At 56.5% G+C, this 25732-nt stretch carries 25 protein-coding genes and 2 pseudogenes; 13 read left to right on the top strand and 14 right to left on the bottom strand.

All coding sequences use genetic code 11. The annotated features are described in order from the left end of the window. Window positions 1-324 precede the first annotated feature (324 nt). Complete coding sequence (locus LU671_RS05295) at window positions 325-3261, top strand: hypothetical protein (RefSeq protein WP_087785407.1); 2937 nt, start codon at window positions 325-327, stop codon at window positions 3259-3261. A 24-nt stretch (window positions 3262-3285) separates the two neighbouring features. Here the strand turns inward: LU671_RS05295 and LU671_RS05290 are convergent, their stop codons facing one another. Further along, entirely contained in the window at window positions 3286-3687 is a 402-nt protein-coding gene (locus LU671_RS05290) for a hypothetical protein (protein WP_172405642.1), read from the bottom strand. A 304-nt stretch (window positions 3688-3991) separates the two neighbouring features. Continuing rightward, window positions 3992-5077, bottom strand: coding sequence for a DUF4113 domain-containing protein (locus LU671_RS05285; protein WP_134592818.1), 1086 nt, complete (start codon window positions 5075-5077; stop codon window positions 3992-3994). Between the two features lie 449 nt (window positions 5078-5526). Here LU671_RS05285 and LU671_RS05280 point away from each other — a divergent pair, with 449 nt between their 5' ends. After that, window positions 5527-5889 (top strand): cupin domain-containing protein, encoded by a 363-nt coding sequence (locus tag LU671_RS05280; protein WP_071534424.1) that lies wholly within the window; start codon window positions 5527-5529, stop codon window positions 5887-5889. 23 nt (window positions 5890-5912) lie between these two features. Next, window positions 5913-6476 carry a chlorite dismutase family protein gene (locus LU671_RS05275; protein WP_026084028.1) on the top strand — a complete coding sequence of 188 codons (564 nt, stop codon included), beginning with the start codon at window positions 5913-5915 and terminating at the stop codon, window positions 6474-6476. 144 nt (window positions 6477-6620) lie between these two features. Here LU671_RS05275 and LU671_RS05270 read toward each other — a convergent pair whose 3' ends face one another. From LU671_RS05270 to LU671_RS05260, 3 genes and pseudogenes are all read right to left on the bottom strand, one after another. After that, the gene (locus tag LU671_RS05270; RefSeq protein WP_011914409.1) at window positions 6621-8786 is read right to left on the bottom strand and encodes a tyrosine-type recombinase/integrase; all 2166 of its coding nucleotides are present in this window, start codon (window positions 8784-8786) and stop codon (window positions 6621-6623) included. Next, window positions 8783-9802 carry a tyrosine-type recombinase/integrase gene (locus tag LU671_RS05265; protein ID WP_011914410.1) on the bottom strand — a complete coding sequence of 340 codons (1020 nt, stop codon included), beginning with the start codon at window positions 9800-9802 and terminating at the stop codon, window positions 8783-8785. Before LU671_RS05265 ends, LU671_RS05270 begins: the two co-directional genes overlap by 4 nt. 58 nt (window positions 9803-9860) lie before the next feature. Continuing rightward, a pseudogene (locus LU671_RS05260) lies at window positions 9861-10133 on the bottom strand (Y-family DNA polymerase); the annotation flags it as partial. Window positions 10134-10237: 104 nt separating this feature from the next. Here LU671_RS05260 and LU671_RS29435 point away from each other — a divergent pair. Further along, complete coding sequence (locus LU671_RS29435; RefSeq protein WP_255251286.1) at window positions 10238-10360, top strand: hypothetical protein; 123 nt, start codon at window positions 10238-10240, stop codon at window positions 10358-10360. A gap of 998 nt (window positions 10361-11358) precedes the next feature. Here LU671_RS29435 and LU671_RS05250 read toward each other — a convergent pair. Both LU671_RS05250 and LU671_RS29430 read right to left on the bottom strand, forming a co-directional pair. Further along, window positions 11359-12183, bottom strand: a complete 825-nt coding sequence (locus LU671_RS05250; RefSeq protein ID WP_038405176.1) for an Ig-like domain-containing protein — start codon at window positions 12181-12183, stop codon at window positions 11359-11361. Window positions 12184-12334: 151 nt separating this feature from the next. Beyond that, window positions 12335-13258 (bottom strand): prepilin-type N-terminal cleavage/methylation domain-containing protein, encoded by a 924-nt coding sequence (locus LU671_RS29430; RefSeq protein WP_269465862.1) that lies wholly within the window; start codon window positions 13256-13258, stop codon window positions 12335-12337. Window positions 13259-13365: 107 nt separating this feature from the next. On the opposite strand from LU671_RS29430, the gene LU671_RS05240 reads away from it, so the two are divergent. Then, entirely contained in the window at window positions 13366-14073 is a 708-nt protein-coding gene (locus tag LU671_RS05240; protein ID WP_034036499.1) for a DUF7673 family protein, read from the top strand. A gap of 27 nt (window positions 14074-14100) precedes the next feature. Here LU671_RS05240 and LU671_RS05235 read toward each other — a convergent pair whose 3' ends face one another. After that, window positions 14101-15078 carry a hypothetical protein gene (locus LU671_RS05235; RefSeq protein ID WP_010792934.1) on the bottom strand — a complete coding sequence of 326 codons (978 nt, stop codon included), beginning with the start codon at window positions 15076-15078 and terminating at the stop codon, window positions 14101-14103. A gap of 545 nt (window positions 15079-15623) precedes the next feature. On the opposite strand from LU671_RS05235, the gene LU671_RS05230 reads away from it, so the two are divergent. Then, the gene (locus LU671_RS05230) at window positions 15624-16241 is read left to right on the top strand and encodes a hypothetical protein (protein ID WP_010792932.1); all 618 of its coding nucleotides are present in this window, start codon (window positions 15624-15626) and stop codon (window positions 16239-16241) included. A 133-nt stretch (window positions 16242-16374) separates the two neighbouring features. Here LU671_RS05230 and LU671_RS05225 read toward each other — a convergent pair whose 3' ends face one another. Next, window positions 16375-16851: a hypothetical protein gene (locus tag LU671_RS05225; RefSeq protein WP_021018588.1), complete on the bottom strand. Its 477-nt coding sequence runs from the start codon at window positions 16849-16851 to the stop codon at window positions 16375-16377. A gap of 159 nt (window positions 16852-17010) precedes the next feature. Between LU671_RS05225 and LU671_RS05220 the strand changes: the two genes are divergently transcribed. Continuing rightward, the gene (locus tag LU671_RS05220) at window positions 17011-18393 is read left to right on the top strand and encodes a hypothetical protein (protein WP_010792930.1); all 1383 of its coding nucleotides are present in this window, start codon (window positions 17011-17013) and stop codon (window positions 18391-18393) included. Window positions 18394-18455: 62 nt separating this feature from the next. Here the strand turns inward: LU671_RS05220 and LU671_RS05215 are convergent, their stop codons facing one another. Beyond that, the gene (locus LU671_RS05215) at window positions 18456-18710 is read right to left on the bottom strand and encodes a hypothetical protein (RefSeq protein WP_010792929.1); all 255 of its coding nucleotides are present in this window, start codon (window positions 18708-18710) and stop codon (window positions 18456-18458) included. A 376-nt stretch (window positions 18711-19086) separates the two neighbouring features. On the opposite strand from LU671_RS05215, the gene LU671_RS05210 reads away from it, so the two are divergent. The 5 genes from LU671_RS05210 to LU671_RS05190 all read left to right on the top strand — a co-directional run bounded on the left by LU671_RS05210 (window position 19087) and on the right by LU671_RS05190 (window position 22765). Then, window positions 19087-19446 (top strand): DUF805 domain-containing protein, encoded by a 360-nt coding sequence (locus tag LU671_RS05210; RefSeq protein ID WP_010792928.1) that lies wholly within the window; start codon window positions 19087-19089, stop codon window positions 19444-19446. A 780-nt stretch (window positions 19447-20226) separates the two neighbouring features. Next, window positions 20227-20748 (top strand): TniB family NTP-binding protein, encoded by a 522-nt coding sequence (locus tag LU671_RS05205; RefSeq protein ID WP_126610436.1) that lies wholly within the window; start codon window positions 20227-20229, stop codon window positions 20746-20748. Window positions 20749-20819: 71 nt separating this feature from the next. Then, on the top strand, window positions 20820-21125 hold the full coding sequence (locus LU671_RS05200; RefSeq protein ID WP_172424843.1) for a hypothetical protein: 306 nt from the start codon (window positions 20820-20822) through the stop codon (window positions 21123-21125). A gap of 148 nt (window positions 21126-21273) precedes the next feature. After that, window positions 21274-22137: a 3'-5' exonuclease gene (locus LU671_RS05195; protein WP_010792925.1), complete on the top strand. Its 864-nt coding sequence runs from the start codon at window positions 21274-21276 to the stop codon at window positions 22135-22137. A 115-nt stretch (window positions 22138-22252) separates the two neighbouring features. Beyond that, a complete protein-coding gene (locus LU671_RS05190) occupies window positions 22253-22765 on the top strand; it encodes a hypothetical protein (protein WP_010792924.1) in 513 nt (170 codons plus the stop codon). Window positions 22766-22882: 117 nt separating this feature from the next. On the opposite strand, the gene LU671_RS05185 is transcribed toward LU671_RS05190, so the two are convergent. Beyond that, the gene (locus LU671_RS05185; protein ID WP_010792923.1) at window positions 22883-23254 is read right to left on the bottom strand and encodes a hypothetical protein; all 372 of its coding nucleotides are present in this window, start codon (window positions 23252-23254) and stop codon (window positions 22883-22885) included. 10 nt (window positions 23255-23264) lie between these two features. After that, window positions 23265-23723 carry a hypothetical protein gene (locus LU671_RS05180; protein ID WP_071537089.1) on the bottom strand — a complete coding sequence of 153 codons (459 nt, stop codon included), beginning with the start codon at window positions 23721-23723 and terminating at the stop codon, window positions 23265-23267. Between the two features lie 92 nt (window positions 23724-23815). Here LU671_RS05180 and LU671_RS05175 point away from each other — a divergent pair, with 92 nt between their 5' ends. Then, complete coding sequence (locus LU671_RS05175; protein ID WP_010792922.1) at window positions 23816-24061, top strand: hypothetical protein; 246 nt, start codon at window positions 23816-23818, stop codon at window positions 24059-24061. A 215-nt stretch (window positions 24062-24276) separates the two neighbouring features. On the opposite strand, the pseudogene LU671_RS05170 reads toward LU671_RS05175, so the two are convergent. Both LU671_RS05170 and LU671_RS05165 read right to left on the bottom strand, forming a co-directional pair. Continuing rightward, window positions 24277-24486: pseudogene (locus LU671_RS05170) on the bottom strand (hypothetical protein); the annotation flags it as partial. Between the two features lie 53 nt (window positions 24487-24539). Then, window positions 24540-25436 carry a hypothetical protein gene (locus LU671_RS05165; protein WP_071557891.1) on the bottom strand — a complete coding sequence of 299 codons (897 nt, stop codon included), beginning with the start codon at window positions 25434-25436 and terminating at the stop codon, window positions 24540-24542. Window positions 25437-25732 lie beyond the last annotated feature (296 nt).

Here is a 25732-nt window from a genome sequence, read left to right as displayed (position 1 = left end):
TATCAAACCTCCAGGGCTTCAAAGGCCGATTTTCGGCGGAAAATTGGCGCCCGATATTTGGATGTGAAGCTTTTCACAGATGGCATGGCCTAGTAATATCACTGCCCGATGTCTCAGAGCAGACACATAAAGCTCCGCGCGTATGCGATTACGCAACCGTGGGGTCCGTTGAAATGAGGGGGGAGCAGTGCTCTCTACTAAAGCCGGTACCAGCCTGTGGCTCGGTTCCTTCGCCTCCATTCGCCGAGAGCGAAGGGACGGTTTCTGCTTTAGTAGAGCGCACCTTTTTGGGTGTTCCCCCCTGATCCATTGGAGGGGGGTACCATGCTGTCGAGTGCGACGATTTCTGTCGATGATCTTCAGGCCAGGGCGCTGGCCGCGGATGAGGCTGCAAAGCAGGAGTTTCGGAACAAGGTTCTCTCGTATGCGAACGACTTCAGATTCGCGCTGAAAGAAGCCAGCCGCCTGTTAGGAGTTAGTGCCGGGTTCCTTCGCAATTATGCCGCCCGGAACAACATCGAGTTCTCAGATCCTGAGCTCCGAACCAAAGAGGAGAGCAAGTCGATCTTCAAGCAGTACGAGGAGATCCGCTTGTCTAAGGAACCCAAGCGCGTTGAGCCGCGAAAGCCGTTGCTCAAGCCAGACGAACTCCAGTTACCGCCGCAACTCGACCTGCTTTCCAAGAAAGCGCACTGGGAGCGCCAGAACAAGTTCCTGGAGCGCGTCCAAGAGCTGGCCCAGACTATGACCATGAAAGAGGTCAGCAAACTGGTTGGTGTCAGCCTTCGTTTCCTCAAGAACTTCTCCTACGAACACGACATTGAGTTCGTGGGTTCCAAAGCCCGGCCGGTTAATGAGGCGCTGTCCCCTGTCTTCATCGCTGAAGAGCCGCCTTGCCCCAAACTGATCCAGTTCCTGTCCCGCCCCATGCCTCGGGCAACCGACATCTACGAGGACGAGATCACCGAGAGCGAAGAAGTCCTGAACACCGAGCAGGTCGACAGCCTCGCGATTGTAGAGGCCGTCACCGCCCCCGAATCGAGCGAGTGCACAGCACCCACTGAAGCTCAGGTGGAGGTCGTTCAGGACCAGAGTGTGGGTGGGAATTCAGAGTTCGATCGTTATAGTCCGAAAGCTCCTGCACTCCGGAGTGATACCGACTTGAACATCCTTACCCTCCCCCACAATCGGGCTGATGAGACAATATCGACATCAGCTTCCGTTGACCAACTAACCGCCGCCGGAGCCTCTCCAGGCATCAACGGTGAGCGTTTACTGGGCAACCTTCCACTGCCAGCGACATTTGTGAATCAGAGGAGCCAGGGCGCAGCCTGGACGGCCTGGTATGGTTCAGCAAAAGCGGTGGCCAGCGTATTTGAACAGATATGCAAAGCGAAGATCTCCGCCCTCGGCGATACGCGGATGCTGATGCGTGTACCGCCCCACGCCGCGCTGACCTCGTTGTTCATTTCTCCGCAGTGCTTCACCGCGATCGTGGACGCATTTCCGGCCGATGAAGCAGCCAATCTTTTCCCCGCTAGCCGCTTGGAGGCCAACCTCAAGCATTTGCTCGGTGCTGAAGTGGGAGAGATACGATCACTCAGTAATGGAGGTAGCGCAGCGGAGGTTGCCCGGGCCGTAGAGTCGATCTGGCCTTGGACATCGCGTCTCCATGACCATGGCGGCTTTTCTCGGCACAACTGCGTAACCCTGCTAACGATTGGTGCTCTGCTGAAGGCATTCCACCGGCCCAATCTCGCGTCGACGGATGGGTTCCGCATCGACATGGCCATCACGACACTTCTGTCGCTGCTTCCTGACCCGCTGGATCGTCTGATCGCCACGTCGTCGACACGGGTTCGGCAGATTGGATATGCGGGCCTAGCGGGAGTCGAGGTGGCTGATGAAGCTGGTGCTGGAGAGTTTTGGCAGGCGGTAGGGACTGAAACCTTTATTGCCTGTGTCAATGAGGTCAAACGGCGGGCTCCCAAAATTGAGTCGGGCCTCACTCGCGTTTCGTCTTCGGAGCTGAAGGTTTTCGAACTGGAACGAACGCTTTTGGCGGCGCGCCCCGACTCCCAGGTGCTACACGAAATCTACTCCGACTTTGTCAGTAATACCGGCTCGCCCAACTGGAACAGCTTGCTCGACTCTCTGGAGTCCTACTCGGCCACGACCGAGATTCCGTTGGACGCCAAAGTCTTCACCCGTGATCTGTTCAACAAGCCTATTCAGAAACTGCCGACTCCAACCCTGGAGGCAGTACAAATCTTGCGAAAAGCCATCTGTACCAGTCTTCTGCAGGAGGAGCCTCTGGCGTTCCAACAGCGTGCAGAGAGGCAGATGGACGCAGTCCAGAAGGTTCAGTCGCAAATCAAGGATCTGGGTGACAACCTGACCGCGGCGAAGATGCTCAAGCTGGCTGATCTTGCAGAGCAAGGCCGGACTCAAATACTGGCGAGTCGTGAGTGGTTCGAATCGGAAATAAAGACCTACGCGGCCGAGGTTCAGCACTGGCGAGAGTTCTTCGCAGATTGGCAACGCCTGGCGGCTCCTGCGGAGCAACTCAAGGAGAAGGCCAAGTCTAAAGGCAAAGAGCAGCCCGTTCAGGTAGTGGAGCCTGTTCCCGAATCTGACGTGGTGAAGGAGTTGCGAAGTGAGCTCGCTGATGCAGAGGACCGTAACCAGCATCTCGAGCAGGAGCTGAAGGTAGCGAAGAGTGAGGCTCATCGCCTTCGCCAGGCTGCGGATGCCCGGCCACTTCCCACTCAACAGTTCGCGCCTGAAGTCGAGCCATCTCTACTGCGCCGTATTGCAACTCGCAAGGGCATCACTCCGGTCGACGTCCTTGCGTACCTGCAGGTGACTTCCGGTGATCGCGTTGAGATTCTGGAGTCAGCGTGGAAGTCGGCGAAGGCGTCGGAGAAGTTTGCCTACTCCGAGCGCATGCTGGATCTGCTGGACACGCTGGTGAACCCCTACTTCGACTCCCTGGCTGCGGGCAACCCGGACTCTGTGTCACGCGAACTCCTTGGCGGCGCCTATGTCGCCAAGGAGTCGGATGCGACCAGCAATTGCGGCAAGATGCGCGCTCAGCGTGAATTCAGCTACCAAGGCCAGCGGATGTACTTCGAGCGTCATCTGCGGGTTGGATCTGGCATTGGCAACCAGGTGTGCATGCGCATTTACTTTCAGATCATCGATTCTAAGATCGTCATTGCGTACGCCGGAGAGCACCTGGAGATTGCCAGTACGAATTGAGCGGTGACGTCGCCCGGCGGGCCATCAATCGATGGCCGGCCGGAGCGAGAGTTTTTTCGGCGTTGGTCCCCCCGCTTTCCCCCCCTGACTACCCCGAGCCTTGAGTTTCTTCAGCGCCTGGTTTTGCCGTTTCCGTTGCAGGAAGGTTCCCATTCCGCGATATTCCAGGAACAGCTCAAGTTCTTCATCCTTGTTGGGCCGTATCAATGCGATGTAACCCTTGGAAATGTAGCGAGCAGGCTTGTCCTCCCGCTTTCCTCCAAGCAGAAGGCCCTTGCGATCATGATCAAGCACAAAGCCGATGAAGTGGGTTCCTGAAATCAGAATGATGGAAATCTCTACCTTGTGCTTCAGGCAGTAATCGAGGTAGCGATTTTGCTCGACTTGGGAGCGATCAATCATTGGCGTTGGTGTCTGTTGGGGCATACACATCCTTGTGCCCTCATTGTTGGGTTTTCATCAGGCAGCATAGAGCCGCGCCACATTACCGGGGACGGCTCCTGAGCATTTTTCATACCGGATACTATCGGATTGCCATCGGATTTTCCCCTCTGTCATGCGCTAGAAGGGAAAAACATCAGAGCATTCCTATTTGGTTTCGCGCCTCGAGTAGAAGGTTTGGCGCGGCTTTGACTGGCGTCGTAGTAAAGAATTCTACGGATCACCGTAAGCTAGGCTGATAATTGTCAATTCATGGGTAATTGCAGGAATACCGTTGACGATCGGTGTTTCATCGTGCTCGAGGAAGCTCCCGCCAACTGGTCGTGTATGAGGGAGAAAGCATCTCGCGCCGCATCGCCCAGCCGGCTTCCACTGGGATTGATGCTACCCGCAATGCCCCGCGTCCGAATCGTTCATTCACCAGGTCCATTGTTGCCATGAGGCTGTCGACGTTTCGCCGCGGTTGCGGGGCGAACATATCGTGAGTCAGACCCTCCAGCTGGCTGAGCCTGCACAGTTGTATGGTGCATTTCGAATATGCGAATCCGTCCCGGTAGATCCCGTGAAGGCCCTGGTTTGCGGCCTGAATTAGGTCGCGGGTGTCTGCAGTTGGTGTTGGTAGGAGCATTCTGGCCCCGTTCCAGTAACGTTCTGCAGGATCGGCAAACGGGCTGGTTTGAACCGAGACAACAAGTTCGCTGCAGACGGAGTCCTGCTCCCGAAGCTTTTCCGCTGCGCGAGTGGTGTACGCGGCCACTGCCTGGCGCAATTCCTCAAGCAGGTAGACACGCCGGCCGAACATCTTGGACGACACGATCTCTTTCTTCGGATCAGGATCATCGTGCATTTTCAGCCACTGCTCCCCGCGTAGTTCCCGGGCGGTTCGTTCCAGAACCTTCGAGAACATCCTTCCGATGTGCCTCGGGTCCGCGCTGGCAAGGTCGAATGCGGTCTTGATCCCTAGAGTCTCGAGTTGACTGGAGAGCTTACGGCCTACACCCCACACCTCCCCCACCGGCGCGAGTTTCAAGAGTTTTTGCTGGCGCTGAGAGTCCATCAGGTTCACCACGCCGCCGGTTGCCGGCCAATTCTTCCCTGCCCACTGTGCGAGTTTGGCCAACGTCTTTGTCGGCCCGATGCCCACCCCAACTGGGATATTCACCCACTGTCGAACTCGTGCCTGAATATCCCGGCCCAACTGCTCCAGGTCGCCGGGCATTCCAGTAAGGTCACACCAACATTCGTCAACTGAGTAGACCTCGATGCTGGCGACCAGAGTGCTAATGGTCCGCATCACACGATTCGACACGTCGGCGTTTATGTGTAATAGAAAGTCAATAAGAACCGGGCCATGCTCGCCCTTGGAGCTTCTCATACCCAACCGGTATGGCTGTAGCTTCTGAGGAGATCGCCGTCGCTCACCGGATCATCCGGTCATCCTGTTAGTAACCGGTCAAAGCTGATCTGTTACATCGAAGGCGGACACCTGTCCATCGACAACACCCCTGCCGAGCGGTGAACCGCCCTCCCATGTACATATGACCAAAACGTCGCCGTTATCCTACCGTTCTGTCATGCCTACCCACGACGGAGTATTGACGGTCTCCGTCCTATAACATAGCTTTTCCGAAAGGCGCTCAAGTACATATCGTCATGTGCATACGAGCCTCGTGTCGTTAAAAGAAATGGTTGGTGCCGCATGAAAGTGCTCTTCATGATGCCGTTCGGCGTGTCGAGCTTCTCCGCCCCCATCAAGATCAAGGCTTCGTCTTGGTGTTAGTGCCAGATGCACGTCACCTTGCGGTGCAGGAATGGAGTGTGAACATGAAAGCAGAAACGGAATCGCGGATTTTTTCGGTGGACGAATATGTCCGTCCGTCTAACGGCGAACCGATCCGTTCAGTTGTTCTGGAGACCAACGATTCTGTCGTTGTAGTTTGGCACGCCTACCCTAGGCAGGAAATAGCTGCCCATGTCCATCCTCACGGCCAAGATACTTGGACGGTTATCTCAGGTGAGGCCAAGTATTATCAAGGCAACGGCGTAGAAATTCATCTTAAAGCTGGAGATATTGCCATTGCAAAACCTGGGCAAGTACATGGTGCCGTGAACTCTGGTCCAGGACCTTTCATATTTGTCTCCGTGGTTGCGCCGGGCAGTGCAGGTTTTGCGTTATCTGAGAAATAGGCGAAAGGCCTGAGAGGAACCTGATGAATACACGAGTATTTACGTTCGCTGGTGGAGAAACGGGGGTTTGGCGCGTTGTTGCGATGAATGCCGTGGCAGGAGCCCCTCTCCCTGGAATCCCACGGCTCAACGTAGCCGCTGGCTCTGTTTCGCCGCAGCCTCCGGGCACCAAATGGCTCCTTCGCGGGATAACGAGTAACGAGCGCTATGTCGTGCGTGAAGAGAAGGATCGTCTCGTGGCGAAGCAGCCAAGCTTGGGTCGAGCAGAGGCTACCTGCGCCGCCCTGATCCCTATCCGGAAAAACCCCTCATGGTGGGGACTGTCTCAAGACGAACGCCGGAAGATTTTTGAGGAACAGTCCCGTCACATTCACATCGGGCTCCAATATCTCCCTGCTGTGGCCCGCCGCCTCCACCATTGTCGGGACCTGGGCGAGAACGAACCCTTCGACTTCTTGACTTGGTTCGAATATTCCCCGTCTGATGAGACGGCCTTTAACAGGCTTCTGGCCGAACTCCGAGCCTCGGTGGAGTGGCAGTATGTCGACAGAGAAATCGACATCCGGCTAGTGCATGAGCCGGCCTAGCATCAGGTTTAACTTCGATCTACGTGCGGCACACTCCTGCGACACCCGCAGCCCAGCAAAACCCCGAAAAATCTAGTGTGTCGCATAACTTAGGAGTAACGCGACAGGTATGTCTAGCGAGCCACTAGTCGCTTAAGAACTTTTCTACTTATAGCCTCCTCTTTCTCTCATCGATCTCCTCGGCATCCTGCCGTCTAGAGCCGGCACATTGTCCAGCTTTCGAATGAGGCTCTCCAGCTTTTCCAAGTCGCCCTCGGCAATGGCTCGCTCGTCGGGAGTTAAAGGCACGGCCTCCAAGTACCGTCCGATAGACGATTTGCTTTCCAATGCTTGGGCCCTTGCGCTGGCTTTCGGCAAGTTGAAGTCACACCCCGCACAGGCCATGCGATGTGGGCAGCTGCTCCAGAAGGGATTTGAACAATACGAGTCGCCCAAGTCATAGAAGGTGTAGGGGGCATCTGAATGGCGAACAATTACGTCATGATCGATCAAAACGGAGACCATATGGGCCATTTGATCGGCTTTAACGAAGGATGCTGCCAGCTTGGTAGGCCGAATTCGAATGTAATGCAAAGTCGAATTCGGCGAGCTATGTCCCGACCACTGCATTAGCTCGATCAGCGACATGCCCTGAGGGACGCTGGCGAGCGCCGTCACTGCGGAGGCACGTCCCCGGTGGCTGGTGATTCGCCCGCGACTGTCCTCCAGTGGCACACCCGCCTTGGCGCATAGCATTGGAATGATGGTGCCATTAATGACACTGGAGCCTATGCGCTTGCCTCGAAACTGAAATAGGTAGCTAACTTTTTCCCCGGTTCGCTCATCCAGCAAAGCGGCCTGGTTAGCAGGCCTGTCCTCCAGCCAGGCGTCAATGCGCTCCTTCACGACCACCGCTACAGGTTTGACGAAAGCTTTGAACGTCTTGCTGGCAGGAATATCGAGATAGCATAAAGTTTTTGCTGGAACGATGGTCCCATCCTCGTGTACCACATCATTGGTCTGAGGATGCGCGCATCTTTTATCCAAGCGCATGATTTCATTGCTGCGCAAACCAGCGTGCGTCCACACTACAGCAATGGCTTGAACCATCGACAGCGGATAGTGAATCTCCGAAAGCAGATCACTACGCTCAAGATTTAGACTCGCCCAAATCAGCTTGAGCCAGGTCGAGTCATCAATTACCCGCGGGTTGATACCCGAGTTGAATGTCACGGATCGCGGGGTGGCGAGGTGATGCCGGGGGCTGAACTTCAAACGACCCCATCCCCAGAGTTCAAAGTCTGTAAAAAATCGTCGCAAGGCATGTAGAAAGCCGCGCTTCGAGTTGGCAGCGATAGGCTGACCAAGCCCCTTTAGCTGTGTTCCCTTCGCTGACTCCAAAGCCCACTCACCGACCGTCATCCGGTCGACGGCAGCAATAAATGCAGCGCAAGTGGACATGCTCCAATCGGTAGGCGCCGCCATTCCTGATTGCTCGCGCGCTAGCCAGACACCGGTCCTCAAGATAAAACTGTAATTGCTTTCACGTGTGCGTGGACGCAAGGTGGAAGTGTCTCGCCATCGACGGCACCACATTGCCCAAGTCGGATCGATGCCTTCGATGCTTTTCGCCCGCCAACAGGTATAGCCTCGCATGCGTAAAGGTTTCGCCAAAATCCCCATGGCAGCGAGGCCGTGAGATACCTTTCCGACCGATCTCGCGACACCTTCGCTTCGATGCTGTTGGCCCTTCAGTAGCAGTTCCTCGGTGAATGTCTCCAACCGCGGATCGCCGTTTTCCAGCATCAAGGCACCCAGCACGTTGGAAAGGAACTGCTCAAGATGGCGAGCAGCGTAGCCCAGCGATCTCAACGCTTGGCTCAAGCGAACGTGCTCATGTCTGAACACGGCATGGCCGAAGATAAAAGAAGCATATATCGCCGGCTGCCGGAATTTGGCGATACGCTGCGGGGTTCGAAAATCGCCGAGATGGTAAGCAACGGAAGCGAGATATGGTCGTGATCCTGCTCGATTACTGAGCAAGGTCAACCACTGCGACTCAGACCAACACCAGTAGGGTTTACCGGTTTTGCTGACATTCCAGAGAATGACTGCCACTGATGAAATGGCTAATCGCTGAGAAACGCCGCTGTGCGCCGCTATATCAGCTAGCGGCCTCATGAGCTCAGGTATCTCTGATTGGAGGTAGCCCCAGTCTGAACGGTGAGAGCGATTCGAAAGTATGCTCAGCTCGATTTTCGATAGATCGCTCTGACGTACGTACTTGCTCGCGTCGAACGGAACATAAGGGGTGACTGAGGGGGTGCTCATAGCAATGCCTCAGACCCAAAGAGTTCACAGAACATCCGAGCATCGAGACTGCCGACGGAGTGCGCCATCTTTGCGGTTAAATCCGCGCCAGATAGGTGCAGGTAAATCAAAGTGGTTTTGGGGTCTCGATGTCCAGCATACGTGGTCAGTTCATGGAGCTTCCAGCCCGCACGGGCCAGATGGGTAAGCCGAAGGTGGCGAAAGGTATGAGTGCTCAGGTGCGATAGTTTCGCTTCCTTGGCCCACCCTTCAACCGTTTTACTCCACGCCCAACGGGACAGTGGCGAGCCTCGATTACGATCTGATGCTGATCGAAACAACGAACCTCGCATCCAGCCAGCGCCGCGAAGAGCATGTAGATGCTCTATCAAGACAGGTGCAATGTCTGGGCTGTAGCACACGACGCGGCTGCGTTTGCCTTTGGTCGTTTCCGCTCGCACCGAGATCAGTCGGTGTGCAACGTCTAAATCCTCAATACGCAAGGCCACCAACTCGGCACGGCGAAGAGCCCCGAAATACGCCAACGACAGCATTAGTCGATCACGGATAGACGACCTGGCCGCAATACTGAGAAAGTGTCGCCACTGCTCATCGGTGGGAATGTCTGGCAACTTAATCAGCCGTGGGAGCAAGCCCCTGACAAACCCTCCATGTCCAGGCACTTGGGCCAGCCGACCATGCTGTCCGCGGGGCACGGGGTTGTGCTCGCAAAGACCCTGAAAAACGAGGTGGTCGTACCACAACCGGATAGCAGTAAGCCGCTGGTGCAAGGTTGAATTCGCCACCGCGCTCTTTGCGCCAGGTAGCAGCTCACGGATGTAGAGCGTGACTTGTTCGAATGTCGCGGATTCGGGTTTCAGCCCACTCCCTTCGCAATGCAATAAGTAATGCGCAAGGGCACGGCCATAGGCGTCAAGGGTGGCCGGCGCACGCCCCAGATTACCCAAGAGCTCCAGCCAAGCTTGTACACTGGAATAACGACTTAACACTTGCTTGTGCAATGGGGTGGTGGTCATGGGCGCCCCCTGAGCGTCAACGGATTCAGCCTAGCTCAAAAGCATTCCACCTAACTTAATATAGCGCATAGTTGCTCGAAAAGGCTGTCACTCCCCTCTGGTCGAGAAACCGCTTCACTTTGAAGTATGGGTCGCCCATCTTTAGGCCCAACGCTTTAGCCTCCCGACTTCGTGCGATGATGCAGGCGTCGTTGTTCGAAAGGACCACGACTGCCTTCTGTGCCAAGTCCGGACGGAAGATCCGCTCACATGAGCAGTAAAAGCTGTTGCAATCGACCAGGGCAAAGACGCTCACAGCATGCTCCTGAGCAGCATGCTGATCACTCCCCATAGTTCCACCTGCTCTTCGTCGGCCAGGATTTCGCGATGGCGGCCGTCGGCTCCTACCCGTGCAAGATGTAGTCGTTCCAGTGCTACCCGCTCCACGAGCGCCAAATGATGCTCATGGTTCGCCACCACTATTACTACATTGCCGGCGCTAGGCTCGAGGGCGCGGTCGACCACGAGTACATCGTTCCGGTGCACTCCGATCCCAACAAGATCGTCGGTGTCGACTAGCCAAAGCCAAATGTTGGGTGCACCCCATCCCACCGCGGCGTCAAGGGAGGGAGGAAATAGCGAGTGATCCTCAGCCGGGCTCTGGAAACCAGTGATCTTCAGGCGCTGCTGCGCCAGGGCGAGACTGGACAGCCGCCGGCCGGGAGACGTAAAGCAGTCCATCTGGGCGGTCGTCTCAAAACTGTATATGCGTACAGTATAGAGATCAGCCCCGGGTTGGCGTCAAGCTGCGCGCACTGGGTATGTCACTGTCAGCGGGGAGGATTTTGCTGAAGGGGGGCCATCCATGGCCTCTACCGTGCAGTATATGGCCGGTAAATGTCCCAGGCGCGACTGCGGGTTACCGCCGGTCAGTTCGAGTCAGCGTGCATCGATTGCTGCGAAACGTGGAGCAAACCTCAATATGTGTTGGACAGGGAGCGTGGGCAGGATGGGCGGAAGGAATGGGATTTTCGGGGCAGGCTGGTCGGGACTCATCCTGCTGGCAGGGGTGGCGCTACTTGCGCCTGAAGCCGCATACGCTGGGAAGCTAGGACAGGCACTGGGCTCTGCTGCTGGCAGCGTCGGAGGGACTGCGGTTGGAGGCGTATCTGCAGAAGCAACCCGACAAGCTCTTGCTGCCAAGGGCATGACCGAGGATGACTTCTTCCGAATGCTGTTCGCTCGAGGCATCCCTCGCGCAAAGCAAGATCTCCCCAAGATGGTCGACGCAGAAACAGAATTTTATGACGTGACTGGTAGCGGTAGGGAATGGGGATACTGGTATCGATTCCGTCGGTATGCATCTCGAGACCTGGACCCTGCAGCGGTAAAAAAGGCACTCGGCCCAGAGATCATTTCGAAAGTCTGCGCGACGCCGAACATGGTCTCCCCGTTCATGGAGATGGGGGGAACCTATCGGTACAACTATGTTGGAAGGGATGGCCAACTGATCATGTCAGTTCGGGTGAGTCGGCAGGACTGCAACTGAGTCCTGCCCGACTCACGAGTTCGACTCTTTACTGCGGAACAGAACAGGCCTCGTATTCCTCACGACTCGATGCGCAGTTTTTGCCGAGGCAGGTGGACTGTCGGAATTTTCCTATAGTGTAGATTCGGCCGTTGTAGGCGAAGCTATCAGTCGCGTTGGCAACCTCTCCGATGTACTGCCCTAGGTAAAGCCGGTACCCCTGTTTCGGCCCACCGGTGTTCGACACGCCATGATCCCAGCCGGTGGCGTAGACCCCGTTCTTTGTGAATGAGGACCAAGCACAACTCGGGGTGCTCTGTTTGGTACCGACGGCTTGCTGGGAACGTGCTGCCTGGACAGTTTGATATAGCGGGATCACCCCCCCAACGTTTCGGACCTGGCCAGTCACCAGGCTCACTTCCCGGTTTTGTTGGTACGCGATCTGGTTTTGGTAGCAAACGGCAGACTGAGTGAATGATGTTCCCTGATTGATCGTGCTCGCGTCGGGTGACCAGGCGCTGCAACTGTACGGGGCTCCAGAGTCCTGCCAGGCTGAGTACATCGCACTGGTAGATACCCACTTATCGGTGAACGGCACAGTGATCTGCCCTGTACCTCCTTCCGCCGGCGACGTCGCGCTCACGGTGGCCCCGCCAATTGTCTTCGACGAAGTGAGAACGACCGATGTCTGGCCGTTCGCATCCGTCGTCGTCGTCGCAGCACTGAGACCGCCGTCGCTGGTGGTCCAGTTGATCACTACGCCCCTGCCGGCGTTGTTCCCATCGTAGTCCTGGACTGTTGCCACCAACGTCGCCTTCTCACCGAGGGCAGCGAGGGAGCCCGGGGTTGCCTGGATGACAATCGTCAATCCCATGTTGCAGGACCGCCATCCATTCCCCGATCGATCGCAAACGACCTTTTGCCACCCACTAGAGCTGGACCCGCTACGGATGGGCTTCCAAGAGTCCGCTGAGACAGTCGTCGTTACGGACATCAAAAAGAAGGCCCCGGCCACTGCCAGGGCCTTAAGGTTTGCAAACATAGAGATTCCCCGCACTGTCGAACGCCAAAGAGCCTTTCGGGAAGCTGGCACACGATTGACCTGTGCTTACGATCGCCGGGCTCCAGATAACCGACTTCACCCACTTGCCCCCTTGGCAGGTGAGTTGCGCACCGGTGGATGTCGTAGCGACGAGCCCCGCTTTCGCGCAGCCCCCTCCCTCTGCAGCCGTGCCGGTGAACTCGACGTAGCCGGCGGTGCTGATATTTCCGGTAGCAGCGACCGTTTGAGCGTTGACTGCGCCGGCAGCGTTGAGGGTTTGAGCGTTGACCGCATTGACCTCGTTGATGTCGTTGTTACCCATCAGCAGGTTGGTACGCATGCGGTTCATTTCCGCGTTCGCCGAGGCCAGGCGCGAGAGCTTCCCGTCCAGGGCTGGTTCAGTCCCTGGAACCCCAACAGTGGTGCGGATCTGGTAGGTGGATGAGTTGATGATTTGAGAACCCGGTAAACCATTCACCACAACCCCGTCCCAGTCTTGGGTGGTGTTCTGATCGACACTGAAGGTGTACTGGGTGCAGGAGGTTGTGATCGGGTAGTTGTAACGGTTGATATTTGACACCCCTGCGAGCATTGGCGGGGTTGTCGCTCCGAGCGCCTGAATAGCATTCGAGCATGTAGCATCACCTGGCCAGGTGCCCTTCTCGCTTCGATAGGCCCGTGCGGCGTCGATGATCGCCTGGGTGTCTTGGACTGTGGTGTCCGCGCGTTTCTGGTTCACCCTGGTCATGTAGTTTGGCACTGCTGCGGCGGCGAGCATCGCCGTGATCGCAAGCACTATTGCCAGCTCCATTAAGGTGAAGCCCTGCTGGCATTCCCGCCCCATCTTCATTGCTCCTAAGCAGAAGTTGTAGGCACCAATGCTACGAGCACATTTGTTGGACTCCATGTCAAAACGACACGCTGAAATTCCTACGATGTAGGCGGTTTCGGTAAATCGTGGAGCAAACCTCAGATCTGGATTAGGCTGTTCCGGTCAGCAAAAAGGAGGGACTCATGATGACTGACCCTGGTCCGGAGCAAGCTTCCGCCAATATTGGTGAACAGCTCGAAAGTCCATACACACGGATACGCTATGCAGGAGAGAAAGCCCTGCATCGACTCTTGCCCATTGCCCAAGGCGACGGCATCCAGAACCAGGTGGTCAGGTCGCTGCTGCTGGGCTGTTACAACGGCCAGGATTTCCCGATCGATCCTGCCTCGTTGAGGGTGCTTAATCGCAGCGTCATGGAAGACTGCATAGCTCTGTTGCTGATGGACTCCGCCCCCGCGATGGAGGTACACCAGTACGTAGAGAACGGAAGTTCGGTTTACAATGGAATGGCTGAGCGTTGGCAGCCACCGAGCCGCATCCAAATGCAGATACCGACGTCGGAGGACGAAACATCAGAGGTCCTTCGGACCCTCGGGAAGAAGTCCCTGCAGCATTTAATCGCTGTGGCTCAAGGCTTTTCTGGACAGTGCCGCCATATCGCGCGGTTCTTGGTGGGGTGTTACGACGGATGCCGATACCCCTTCGACCCCACCAGGTTCCGTTGTATCGACCATGACCTCTTCCTGGAGTGCATCGCGGTAATCCGCCTGCTGTACGAAACCCGCCATGGGATCGACAAGAACATCCTTGAGGGGGTGAGCGTGTTCAACAGGCTGATTCAGGATTGGTCGATCGAACCCTATAGCGCAGACGCGGAAGCTGTGCGATGAGGGTAGGCCAAGCCACGCGGTGCAGCTTCAGTTAGGGATGCCGGAAGGGCCTGGTTCAAACGGAGGAACCTGCGCTGCACTGACATTCCCAGCGGACGGCATCGCATGGCCCCGGCGGCTGAATCGTCTGTGATGGAAAGCGATCAGGAAAAGGGCCAGGTAGATCCAGATCGAGTGGGCGACCGAGCAGAGCACGTAGAACAGTCGCAGGATCACCCGGTGCGCGCCCACCGCATCGGCGTAGTCGACGATTACCTTGTAGAGGCCTGCCTTCCTGTACAGAAGAACGGCCGCAATGCTTCCTGTCTTTTCATCATTGTCGATGCCGACAGTGGTCCCCATTTCGGTAAATGGCCGAGTGGAGAGGTCGACATAGGTGCCGAAGATCTGGCCCCGGAGCGGCGCCGGAAAGTCTTCAGCACGTAACGACGTGCCTGACCAACACGCCACCCCCTCTGCCTTGCACCCGTCCTGAAATTCCGCACTGGGAAGATCGAGCAGGTTGCGGTGCTGCCAGGCGATGTTCCAGTTCCACCCCGGGAGGGCAGTTTGGACTAGGGTGACGTGGAAAATCAGCGTAGTGCCGATCACGGCGGCCTGGGCTCCCAACATGATTATCCGATCAAGCGTCCGCCACCGTCTCACGACGACCAGCAAGATGAGCCCACTGGCAGCAATGCCGGCGAGGAACGTTGGAACGAGCTGCGGATTCGACCCTTCCGGAAGGAGCAGGTGGCCAAGAGTTTGGTTTTCCCCGTAGCGGAAGATCACAAGAGCAAGAGCGAAGGCGCCAGTGATGAGTTTGGGCGAAAGCGTGCGACGGAAGAACAGGATCATCGAGAGCGAGAAGGACAGGTAGAGCAGGAACTGCGAGTAATCGATGACCAGGTCGAAAGCATGCCGAGAAAACCACTCTTGGAACGTGCCGGACTGCAGCTCCGTCAGGCTGTAAGGCGATGAGTCTGGGGAGGGTTTTAGAAAGGTCTTGAAGAGGTTTTCAGACATCGGAGGGCACGCATACCAAGGATCGAAATCTGGATGCTACTTCCCGATCGCCCGAGTACCAGCGAAACCGGTCTTGGAAAATCCCTAAACCGTAGGTTGGGAGCCCGCAAGGACTTTCGGCCACGAAAATGGGAGTGCAACCGTTACCATCAGGCCTGTAGCAACCTCCCTGAAGGAGTCCTTAGATGCAGTGCCGATGCGGGGCCGCCACCAAAGGCCGAAGCTCTGTCGTAAATAAGCTGGAAGCCGAGTTGTCGTACCAGGAGTGTGATCCCTGTGGCCGAGTCCACATCGAGCACCTGAAAGTGCGCGGCCAAATCGTAGCCCGCGGCCGCGATGCCAGTGAAATATTCAACGGCGACCTCGAGCGCTTCCTCAGCACACCCCAGCAGGCCGGGTTTGCGTTTTAACCTCTGGAGATAACCCAGGCCGCCTGGTGGTGACTGCCACCGCCCTCTCGCTGGTCGTGCCGTGGCCGACACTGGTCAAGTGTCGCGCGGGCGGTATCATGGTTCAAACCATTGATCACGTTCAGCGAGACAAGCATGCCAGAAATCCAGGAACTCCCTCCTGAGGAGATCCCGAAGCAGATCACCGCCAGGCATGTTACCCGAAGTCTTGGGCAGCACCTTGAAGCCTTCCTGGCTGCGAACAACCTGGAGGGGTGGAAAGCCGAGGAGGAGTATGTCCTACGGGACGACCGCCTGGCCGATCAGCTTTTGCTGTTGACCCAGGTAACCGGCCTCTATATCGGGCAGTTCAAGCGTTACAGTACCCGCTTGCTGAAGCTCGCACGAAGGAATGGGGCTGAGATCAGGCTGACTGAGGTACAAGGCATGGTGGCGCGCGCCTTGGGTTATAACTCCTATCATGTTGCCTATAAGTGCCGATCGGTTGACGATTTCATCGACAACCTCTGGCCCCAAGGTGCGGCAATGAGTCTGGTGAGTCTGGACGGCGCCGTCGCCGGCATGCGTCAGCAGAGCGCAGTGATACAGCGCCTGATCGACCGATACCGCTTCAACAAGGAGCGCGACAGGATGGTCAACGCCGGTGCTAAGCCGGGCGGCCAGGCCGATCCTAAGATGGCCAAAAAGATGCAGGGTGAGCGCCGTAGGCGCCATAGTCTGCATCGGAGCGACGGGATCAAACTTCGCGATTGACCCAGGTGGTAACTGCGAGGTCTGTGACATTCAAACGCTGGCGGACTTTGAACCAAAAGAAATGCAGAAACCGGGCTTGAAACCCGGTTTTTTGCATTTTGGCGACTCTGTGATCGGGCCGGCGGTTCGCCTGCTAGTCCAGGCTGACAAGCCGCGTTTCGAGGGTGTACTTCTTCCCGGCCGCAGTCCAGAAGATCGTCGACTCGCCGCCGTTTACGGCCGCCCCAGTACCCGAAGTGGCTAGTTGAGTTGCGCCGATTTCAGGAATGAACTGGTCGACGACCAGGTCGAAGGTCACCGCCTTTTCGGACTGCCGCTTCTCTGGGACGGCATAGGGATGGATGGCCACGATGTATCCCGAGCGTGATTTTTCGAGCGCGCCCTCTTTCACGATATGCAGCTGACGCCATTCCGCTTGAGTATTGAGCTGCGCGGCAATTCGGGGCCGCTGCAGCACGCGCTCCTGCTTGTTGGCATCGATTTCCTTGATCACGAACTCGAACGTGGCCACCTGTTGGGCGGGCGATTCTTTGAAGCAGGTGGAAGAACAGCCGGCCAGCGTCAGTGCAGCCGCCAGGGCAGTGAGAGTGGCAAATGAGCGTTTGACCATTGTTACCTCGGGTCTATGGGGAGCGATCGAGGCCAACGGTATCGAGCGAAAACAGCAAATCCCAGTCAAGTTGATGGCGCGGATTCCTTGTTGATGTCGGATTGCCGCGACATGCCAGGAACAGGCCTACACTTTCGAAAAACTGCCGGAAGCATCGCGATGCTTACCCAACACTTAACAGTTGCGCAAAGCAAGTATTTATTCATCGGCAAGGACTGCATGGCGTACCGGTGCACCGATGGATTGAATCCGCAAGATCTGGAGCGGCACGAACTACGTCCGCTTGTGGTCGCAACGCTCAGCGTTGAGGGGCTTGGGATCTACTGGCAGCGCTTGTACTTCGGTGATGAACCCATCCCACTCGAGTCTTTTTTGTACTTGGCATGGACAGAGTTCCACACCCTCGGGGGCATGCCTGGCCACCTTCTTGTGGAATCGGAATTGCTGGACGATTACCCGTTGCGGCGGGTCCTGGGGCAGATGGATAAAGAGAAAGTCATCAAGAAAGTGGCCATCGGCCATGGGCACCCATTTGGATCAACCAGGAGGCAATCACAGAACCTGGTCAAGCACAGCATGGTTTCCCTGGAGGAGTTGACGGAGCACCGGCTGGAGAGTCAAGAGGCGGTATTGGCTCGCTTGAACCAGGGCTTGGAGGGTTATCACCGGGTATGGGAAAACTCGCCGAGGCCTGGACATGCAGAGGATGCTTTCCAGAACCACCGCCTGAGACCGGTGCACCTTCCGCACTGGCCGCAGCACCTGGTGGGGCTGGATATTGCCGATTGGATGAAGCGCCAGGCGCGATCGGTACCACCGATGGCCCCTCATGAGGAGCTCAAAATCAAATACCAGACGGGATGGATGGTTTCCGTGACCAAGAAACCCGTTGCAACTGAGATGCTCCGTGAGGCATTTCGCACCGTGATGATGACCGGTGACCGTGAACCTGCAGGGCTCTACGACATAGAAGATCTGCTCTGGTTTAGGTCGGTGGTCCGGGGGCTGCCCTTCCCGCCTCAAGAACTGTTCGGCTCTGCTCTGGAGCCAGGGAAATGGCCGCCTTTTCTGAACGGAAGCCTGGCCATCAATGGCGCGACCGCGGATCGACTGGAGTCCTTGCTGGAGCGCAGCATGGAGCGAAAGGGTTTGGTGCTTTTTCCGGAAAGCGAGGATGCGTTCTGTGATTCGCTGAACCTGCTCGGTGGGGGTGGTGATGAGCGCTGCTGTGCTGAGCTGGTCGGTGGACCGTACCACGGATCGTTTCGCGTCTTTGCCCTGGACGACGATGTGTGGCTGAACATCTTGGCCATCCCGCGAGGATCACCGGCAGACACACCAGATCTGTCGGAGTGCCTTCATCAGACGCTTGGCGAAATCGATATTGGGCCTCCGGGCCTGGCCGCCATCAACTTCTGGCTGGAGAACCTCATCCAGGGCCACTCGTGGAACCAGAGCTTGCTACTTCTGGGGATGGTGGAGGTCATGCTGTCGACCATAGCGCTATGGCGTGAAGCCGATCGGCCTGCAGATTGCAGGTAACTCCCAAGCCTAGCAGGTAAAGAAGGTGAGGTCGGCTGGACTGAGATTCGAGTTGCCTGCAGCTACGACATATCCGGGCGTGGGCTACCTGACCAACGGCGGACCTCAGCTAGTGCTTGATCATCCAGCTGTGCCTGTAGCAGTGTCCAGGGGTTGATTCCATAACTGGAAAGTCTTTCGGTATTACACCTCACGTACAACTGTTGTGCCCACTCGCGCAGTTCAGCATCACTCATCGCTCTGGGGGAGCCAGTCGAATTGTCCTCCATGAGGTTCAGTTGTTCCATACCGAGCATCCGGCGAATGAACTGCAGCATGCTCATTTCTCCTAGTAGTGGTTGTCGCCGCTGATTTTCACACACAGCGGCTGATGTCCCTATAGGGTACCGCACCGCCCAATGTCGGTAAGCCAAACGGTACCTCAGTGGCTGCGGCCGTCTGGGGAGGTATACTCCCTCGCCTCAATACATCGAGGTCGACCAGGTGTTCCTACGCCAATTTTTCCTGAAATTCACTCTGTTCTTCAGCCTCATCATGCTAGGGCATCTGCTCATCCCAAAGGAGGTGGCAGAAACCCTGGTAGTTGGTGCCTGGCGTTACATCCTGTGTTTTGCCGGGGGAGCATGCGGACTCTGAGATAGGATGAGTGTCCGAGCTGCAGAGCAGCGGCTCGACATGTCCAAAGGAGCCCGCGTGAATCTTCTCTCCCACTACTGCCGGCATTTCACCGGCGCCTTCAAGTTCAAGAACCGACAGGGTCGGACTTTCTTCTGGCTCTGCCTGCTTGCCGACGTATTCCTGGTATCCGTTTTGGTCGCTTTGAGCCCCTTCGGGTTGCTCGGCAGACTTCTGATCCTCCTCGCGCTTCTGGTCATCGCCGGCAATGCCATTCAGCGTCTGAAAGACGCCGGCGTCACCCCTTGGATGCTTCTGCTGTGGTTCATCCCCTTCGTTGGCCTGGCAATCCTGGCCATCCTGCTCCTACTCCCCGGCCGTAAGCCGGTCGACCTGCCGGTCGCGCCTCCCTCCTCGCCTTATGTTGGCGGGAAGTGAGCGCTGAGCTGGCCGCACTGAGGCAAACTTATAACAACATAGCCGTCGGCGCTCTCCGGCCCGGCGGTGCTCCCTTTTCCTTCCGCGCCGGCGTCACCTCTGCAAAAGCCCAACCTGGCCTACTACCCTCGCCCTTGGCAGCTCGGTCGAATCCGGAGTGACCTATAACAACATAACCTGCGGTGGGCCTGATGGCGGCGCCCCTCCTGATACCCCCTTACCCTGTCCAACCCTTTAAAGGGCCTACCTGCCGGTGCCGGGTTGCCTACGCCGCGCGTGGAAAGAAATGGGGAAAAGGAAAGAAAAGAAAGGAAAGAAAAAGGGAAAGGGTTAGACAGGTATGGGGGTGGGTTATGCGATGCGGAGGTCCAGGCGGGTGGAGATGGTGCAGGAGGAACGCAGAAATGGCCTGAACCTCCTAGGTTATGTTGTTATAGGAGGTGGACAGGTAGCGCCCTTCGATCGAGGGAAGCCGCCTTAAAGGGTGAGGTTTTACAGAGGAGGTTCAGGATGGCGGTTGTAGCGTCGTGCGTTATGTTGTTATAGGTAGAAGTCCTATTGCGGAACCACTCCGTTGTCAAACAATAAAAACTGTCGCAAGAATTGGGGGGGCGTTGCCTAAGCCAGGGCACAGTGGCCTGGGAAATGAGCCATGCGCCTGCGAGTACCGGTGCCGGGTGCGACACTTTTTATTAGTTCATGCTTGGGCGGGGAGCGCATTCCAGCAACCTGTCTATCGTTACAGCATACGAAGAAGCCACTCTGGCGCGGAGGCAAACAATGGAGCAAGTAAGGCTAAGTGATCTTGGTAAAATTTTTGTAGATGAAGATTCGAAAGGCTCTGTTTTGCGACCGAGGGTGTCTAGTCGCGGTTATCTTCTTGTCTGTGATGACGAAGCGGTTAGAGATTCAGCAGTCAATTACCTAAAAAGGATAGATTACTTCAGGTATTTAGATTTCAATGCTGAACCTCAAGGAAAGCATATTTCGGAAATGGTAATGCAAATTTATGGCGTTCGATACTACGATCAAAAGCGGCTAGGGTATGAGGTTTCATTGTTAGCGCCCAAGTGTTGCGGGGACTCCTTGGTCGTGGATAACTTCCAGGACATAGGCTTGCTTATTGTTCGCGAAGTAAAGCTTGCACTCGCCTTTTTGAGGTCGCTTGGCAGAGAACCATATTCGATAACTGTCATCGGAGTGGGATCACTAGAGTCGTTGGATATTATTAAACTTGACCGCCAGTTGAATGCCGCATGGACAACTTACGAGCTTGTTGGGGATTCTATTAAACAAGAATGACTAAGAACGGTCCCTGAACCGCGCATGAAAAAGGCTGCTCGACGGCGGCCTGGCGACAACAAAGATTATGAGTGATCCGAACAATCGACCTTGAGGGTTTTGAAATGCCAATCTCCAGTGAGTCACTGGCTCATCCGCTAGGGGACAGCGAGCGCGAGATCGTTTGTATCTGTCACAGGTACGACGTCGGTGAGCAGCAACAGTACCTGCAGAGCATCACTGGAGAGAGTCTGGCAAGACGAGCCGCGCTGTATTGCCAGCTCAAGGCAGAAATGTGGTTCGGTAGCGCAGTGCAGGTGAGCACCAGCGGAATAGCTGAGGCGCTATCGGCGCTTTACGGCTACGAGAAATTAAGAGCCCAGCAACCCTATCCATAGTCGACCTCTACCAGGTACGAGCAACGGCTGTCCTCGCCGGTTACCATGAGGACCTGGTGAATGATTCGACGCTTGAGCGCACTGGCCTGAGAGATTTCCTCGAGCCGTATGTGCTTGGTCGGTAACCCAGATCCGACGAGGTGAGGCCATGGATCAAGTCCAGCTCGAGGTACTCAGAGCTGAAGCAATAGCGGCCGACAGGTCCTTTTCCAAAGGTCGGCTTCGGGACGAGTTCCGGATGAAGCCGAAACCTGATGCGACGCCGGTGGCGCATTACAAGAACGGTTATGGTGGGACCTTCGGTGTGTACCGAATCGCGGACTGCCTCCCAATGCGGGAGCGCAAGGCTGCTGCCCCCTCCCCCAAGCAAGTCCGGGCGGCGGCCATACTTGCACTGAAGGGCCGGATGCAAAGCAAGGTGGCCAAGGCCTCTCATGTCGCGGTGCAATGGCTGGCCACAGCACCTCTCGTGCTTGATGCCGAGACCACCGGTCTTGGTACCGAGGCCCAAATCATCGAACTGGCGATCGCCGACGTCGACGGGAACCTTCTGTTCAACTCCAGGCTTCGGCCCACTGTTCCAATCGACCCAGGTGCTGCCGATGTGCACCGAATCCGAGCTGAAGAGCTCCAGCATGCTCCGACCTGGTTCGAGGTTGCCGGCAAAGTCAAAGCTCTCCTTGCCGATCGCCCCATCGTGACCTTCAATTCCGAGTTCGATCGACGCCTGCTGATTCAAACTGCGAACGCATTCCAGGATGACCATAGCTGGCTTGCGACGTGTCAGGAGCATTGCGCTATGGGCCTCGCGGTGGCCATGTATGGGGCAACCAACCGATATGGGACCATCTCACTTGCAGCAGCAATGTCGTTGGCCGGCGTAACCTGGCGGGGCCCCGCACACTCAGCTGCAGGAGATGTGCTGGGTACCGTAGACCTGCTGCATGCCATCGCAGAGGTACGGCGAAATCTCGACCAGGAGTTGGATTTTCTCTTGGCCGGCGCGGAATAAACTAAGCCTTCCAGTCCGAACATAGGGAACGAGCGCAGGAGTAGCCGTTCCGCTGGATCTGCCCTCCCCTCCAGTTAGAATCCCACTGCATACATCGATAGAAGGATCGAGCAGCATGCTCCGCGTCATACCGTTCCGTACCCCCTTCAAACTGGCCCTCACATTCGTGTTTCTCACCGCTCCGTTAGTAGCCCATGCCGGCGGCACTGCTGCGGCCGCGGCCATAGCGAGTGCTGCGGCTGCAGCACTCTCCGACAAGGAACCCTTGGTCGCTGGACAATCATTCGGCGCTACGGGCTATCTGTTTGTTGATGGAGTGGGCTATTCAGGGGGCCGGATGGTGTATTGCCCGGCTTCTGTTGGGTTCGTCAAACCAGAAGATATGTTCTGGTCGAAGAACAAGATCACCAAAGGAGTCTGTCAGTCGATCACGGGTGACTTACCTGCTGTTCCTGCCCAAGACTTCATTGATGAAGTCTTGGGCAAAGGTGAGGCGACAGTCGTCAGTGTTGCCCCGGTGCTCGTCCAGCACGGTCCTCCATATGGAGTGATTTATTACAAGGACAACGGCAACGAGGAGAGCACGAGGGAGAATCTGAGGAAGAGAACCAAAGTTACCTACGAATGACCTCCCCTTTGGAGTCATGTTTATCTCTCCCTATTTTCGGTGAAGTGGACGCCAATGCGGCGTCCTCTGCGGCCTCAGCCCCTCTAATGCGGGGGCTAGAGATTTACCGGGAATTTCCTAGATGTTCTCAGGACCGAAGCCATGCTCACGGAGGAAGGTCGCGAGTGCCGGGTCTTCTTCCAGAACCTGGGCTACAGACATACCTTGAAACTTCTGGTCAAGGGCGCCCAAGTCCTGAAACAGCTTCGCCAGTCGACCTTTCAGGAGGGCGGGAATTTCGGCGGCGACAATGGGCGTGTTCTTCAACGCCTCCCGGAGCAAATAGCGTCCAGTGTGAATATTGGCCTCCGGTTCGCTGCCATCGAACACCTTGAGAATTTGCTCCATCGAACTCAGGTGCTCTTCAAAATCTCGCAGGGTTGTGCGTTCATCCATACCAGGACGGATGGATACCACGTTCTCAAGCCCGCCAAGCTTCTGTCTGGTCATGACACTTTCCCTATGACTTTGCAGTAACGGGCTTGAGGTCATCCCAGGACAGATCTCTCAGAATCCCGGAACACTTGCCAAGGAGTTTTTCACTACACGTCTTTCCAGCATAACTGCTCCCACCTATGGTGGACGCCATCTGCTCGCAGACAGGACAAACTGCCCATCCTGTACGGAGTTGAAGACCTGAAGCGTCTGCGAACAGAAGATCGCCGGCATAGCGGAAATATGCCCGGTAAATGTTATCAGCATCGAAACCATTTCGTGCGCCCTCAAGGGCCTGTCGGCCTTTCTCCAATGCCTCAGCTCCGCTTCCTTGAGTCCAGAATAGGCTCTTGTCTTGAACCATCTGAGCTGCCGATGACAAGGCGGACGTGGCGCTGTAAAGGCGGGCACAGTGCAGGATCAGTTCTTCGCGCGTGCATTCATCGAATGGAGTCTGCCCCCACTCAAGCTCATTTCTGCTCATGGTGATTTCCTTTAAGTTCGTTATGCCCAGTCGACGGGGTTGCCCTGGCCGGTTCCACCGCAGGTTGGGCAGCGGCTCCATTCGGGTTCGTCATGCTCTCCGCCTTCGCCGGCACAGGCCTGGCAAACGCCACTCAACTGCTGCAACTCGACGCCCAGGACGGCCAGTTGCTCGACGTCCAGTTCGTCGCCCTCCAGCTAGCGGCCTATCTCGGCAATGCGCACCCGACGCATGTGCTCGGCGCGGGCATGTTCGTGGGCTGCTCGGTATTCATAGCGGCGGGTTCCGTCGTGGGTTCCTTTTACAGTTTGAGGATGCTGCTGAAGCAGTCCGCGTGATGAGGTCAAGCATCTCGGTAGTGGACAGAGAAAAAACCTGATCCTCGCCGGAAAGTGCGCTCCATTTTTCCAGCCCAAGATCTTCGGCTAGTGCTGCACTGGTGACAGCCATAGAAGAGTCATCAGTGAAGAGCACCACCAAGATACCTCCAACAACGTCGACCTCCTGGACGCCGGGGAGGGTCGCTAGGCTTTGAGGAGAAAGCGGTGTGTAGTCAGTAGCCATCGTGTGTTCCTCTGTTACGCGATTGGGACGATCCAATCCTCAAGCCGGGTACGCGGTCGAACTCTCGGCGGTTGTTGGTGACAACGATCAGCCCCTGAGAGTTGGCGTGCCCGGCGATCATCTGGTCATAAGGGCCGATTTGTTTGCCCAAGCGGGCCAGCTCAACGCGGAGCTGACCAGTGTGGGCGGCAGCCTCCAGAACAAACCCGACAACCAAGCGAGGGTGGATGTCGGGTTTGCGTATTAACGCCCTCACTCTCGAGCGAAATGGCTCTTGAGGGCTCCCAGCGCACTTCGTTGGAACCTGAACTTCCGTTTCGAAGATCCGTAGGGAGCGCCTGGCACGATCAGGCATTCGCCCCGACGTCCATTCACCATTTCTTCCAGCTGGAGTCTGCAATCATCCGAACGCAGTTCGCGGCTGCATTTGATGTGCAGGGAAAATGGATCGCCAACTGGTTCATCGGGAATGGTCTCGTGCTCCCACGGCCCCGGCTGTTTGCATAGGATCAGGCCAACACGCCACATGCGAGCAATCTCTGCCACGTCGATCAGACTTTGCCCTTTAGCGCAGTGGTAGCGCTCATCGAGCACAACCAGGTCTCCCCTTTCAGGTTTCGTAGGGCTCAAATCAAGAGGCCCCACCATGTGTGTTTGAGCCATACGTTCTGGGCAAACGACAAGAGCGCAACGTCCAGGATACTTCAGCGAAATTCGATCCCAGACATCCTGCCAGCCGCACTCAGAGACCTCTCCGACAACTGATGTCGGTTGGTGGTGAAGAAGGCTTACCAGGTGCACCCGGCCGCGGCAGGAAGACAGGTAACGATCAGCAATTAGCAATGCTGAGGTGGACTTTCCTGCTCGAGTTCGCCCCGTTACCGAAATCATGGGGCGTGTCTCAGTAAGAGATACAGTGAATACGCCGCCGGCGTACAGCGGGAGAGCAAACCTGGCCAGCAAAGTCTCGTCATCATCGCAGGCGAGGAACTCCTGGATACGATGCCAGGGGACCTGAGCGCCATGCGCGGCGGCAGCTTGGTCCAGAGCCTCATGGAGACTGAGCCCCTCTGACTTGGCCAGCTTTTTGGCATCCTTCTTCACCTGGTCGAGGGATGCGCCGGAGGGGAAACGGTTAGAAATGGTCAAAGCATGCTCCTTGGCGGCAATCTTGTGCCACGCCCACTAGACACATTGCCTAGGGCAATGCTTGGAGGAAGAGAAGTATTGAAGCCATGGCCTAATCCGGCCTTCGCCCAAGGTGGGCGTGCGAGCGCTGGCCAGCGCTCCACTGCGATACTAACCCAACTCCAGTGCATTTCCAGCGAGGCACCTATGGATGATCCACTTTCCGAACTGCATGCAGACTTCGTGTGGTGCAGGCTTTCTGATTACTGGGGGCCTGTGACCTGGTCGGCCGGGGATGTTTGGATTACAAGGGATGA

Origin of the sequence: Pseudomonas sp. NMI760_13 (assembly GCF_021283245.1) — a bacterium.
Lineage (GTDB): Bacteria > Pseudomonadota > Gammaproteobacteria > Pseudomonadales > Pseudomonadaceae > Aquipseudomonas > Aquipseudomonas peradeniyensis.
The sequence above is the reverse complement of the archived record's forward strand: the minus strand, read 5'-3'. Positions and strand labels throughout refer to the sequence as shown.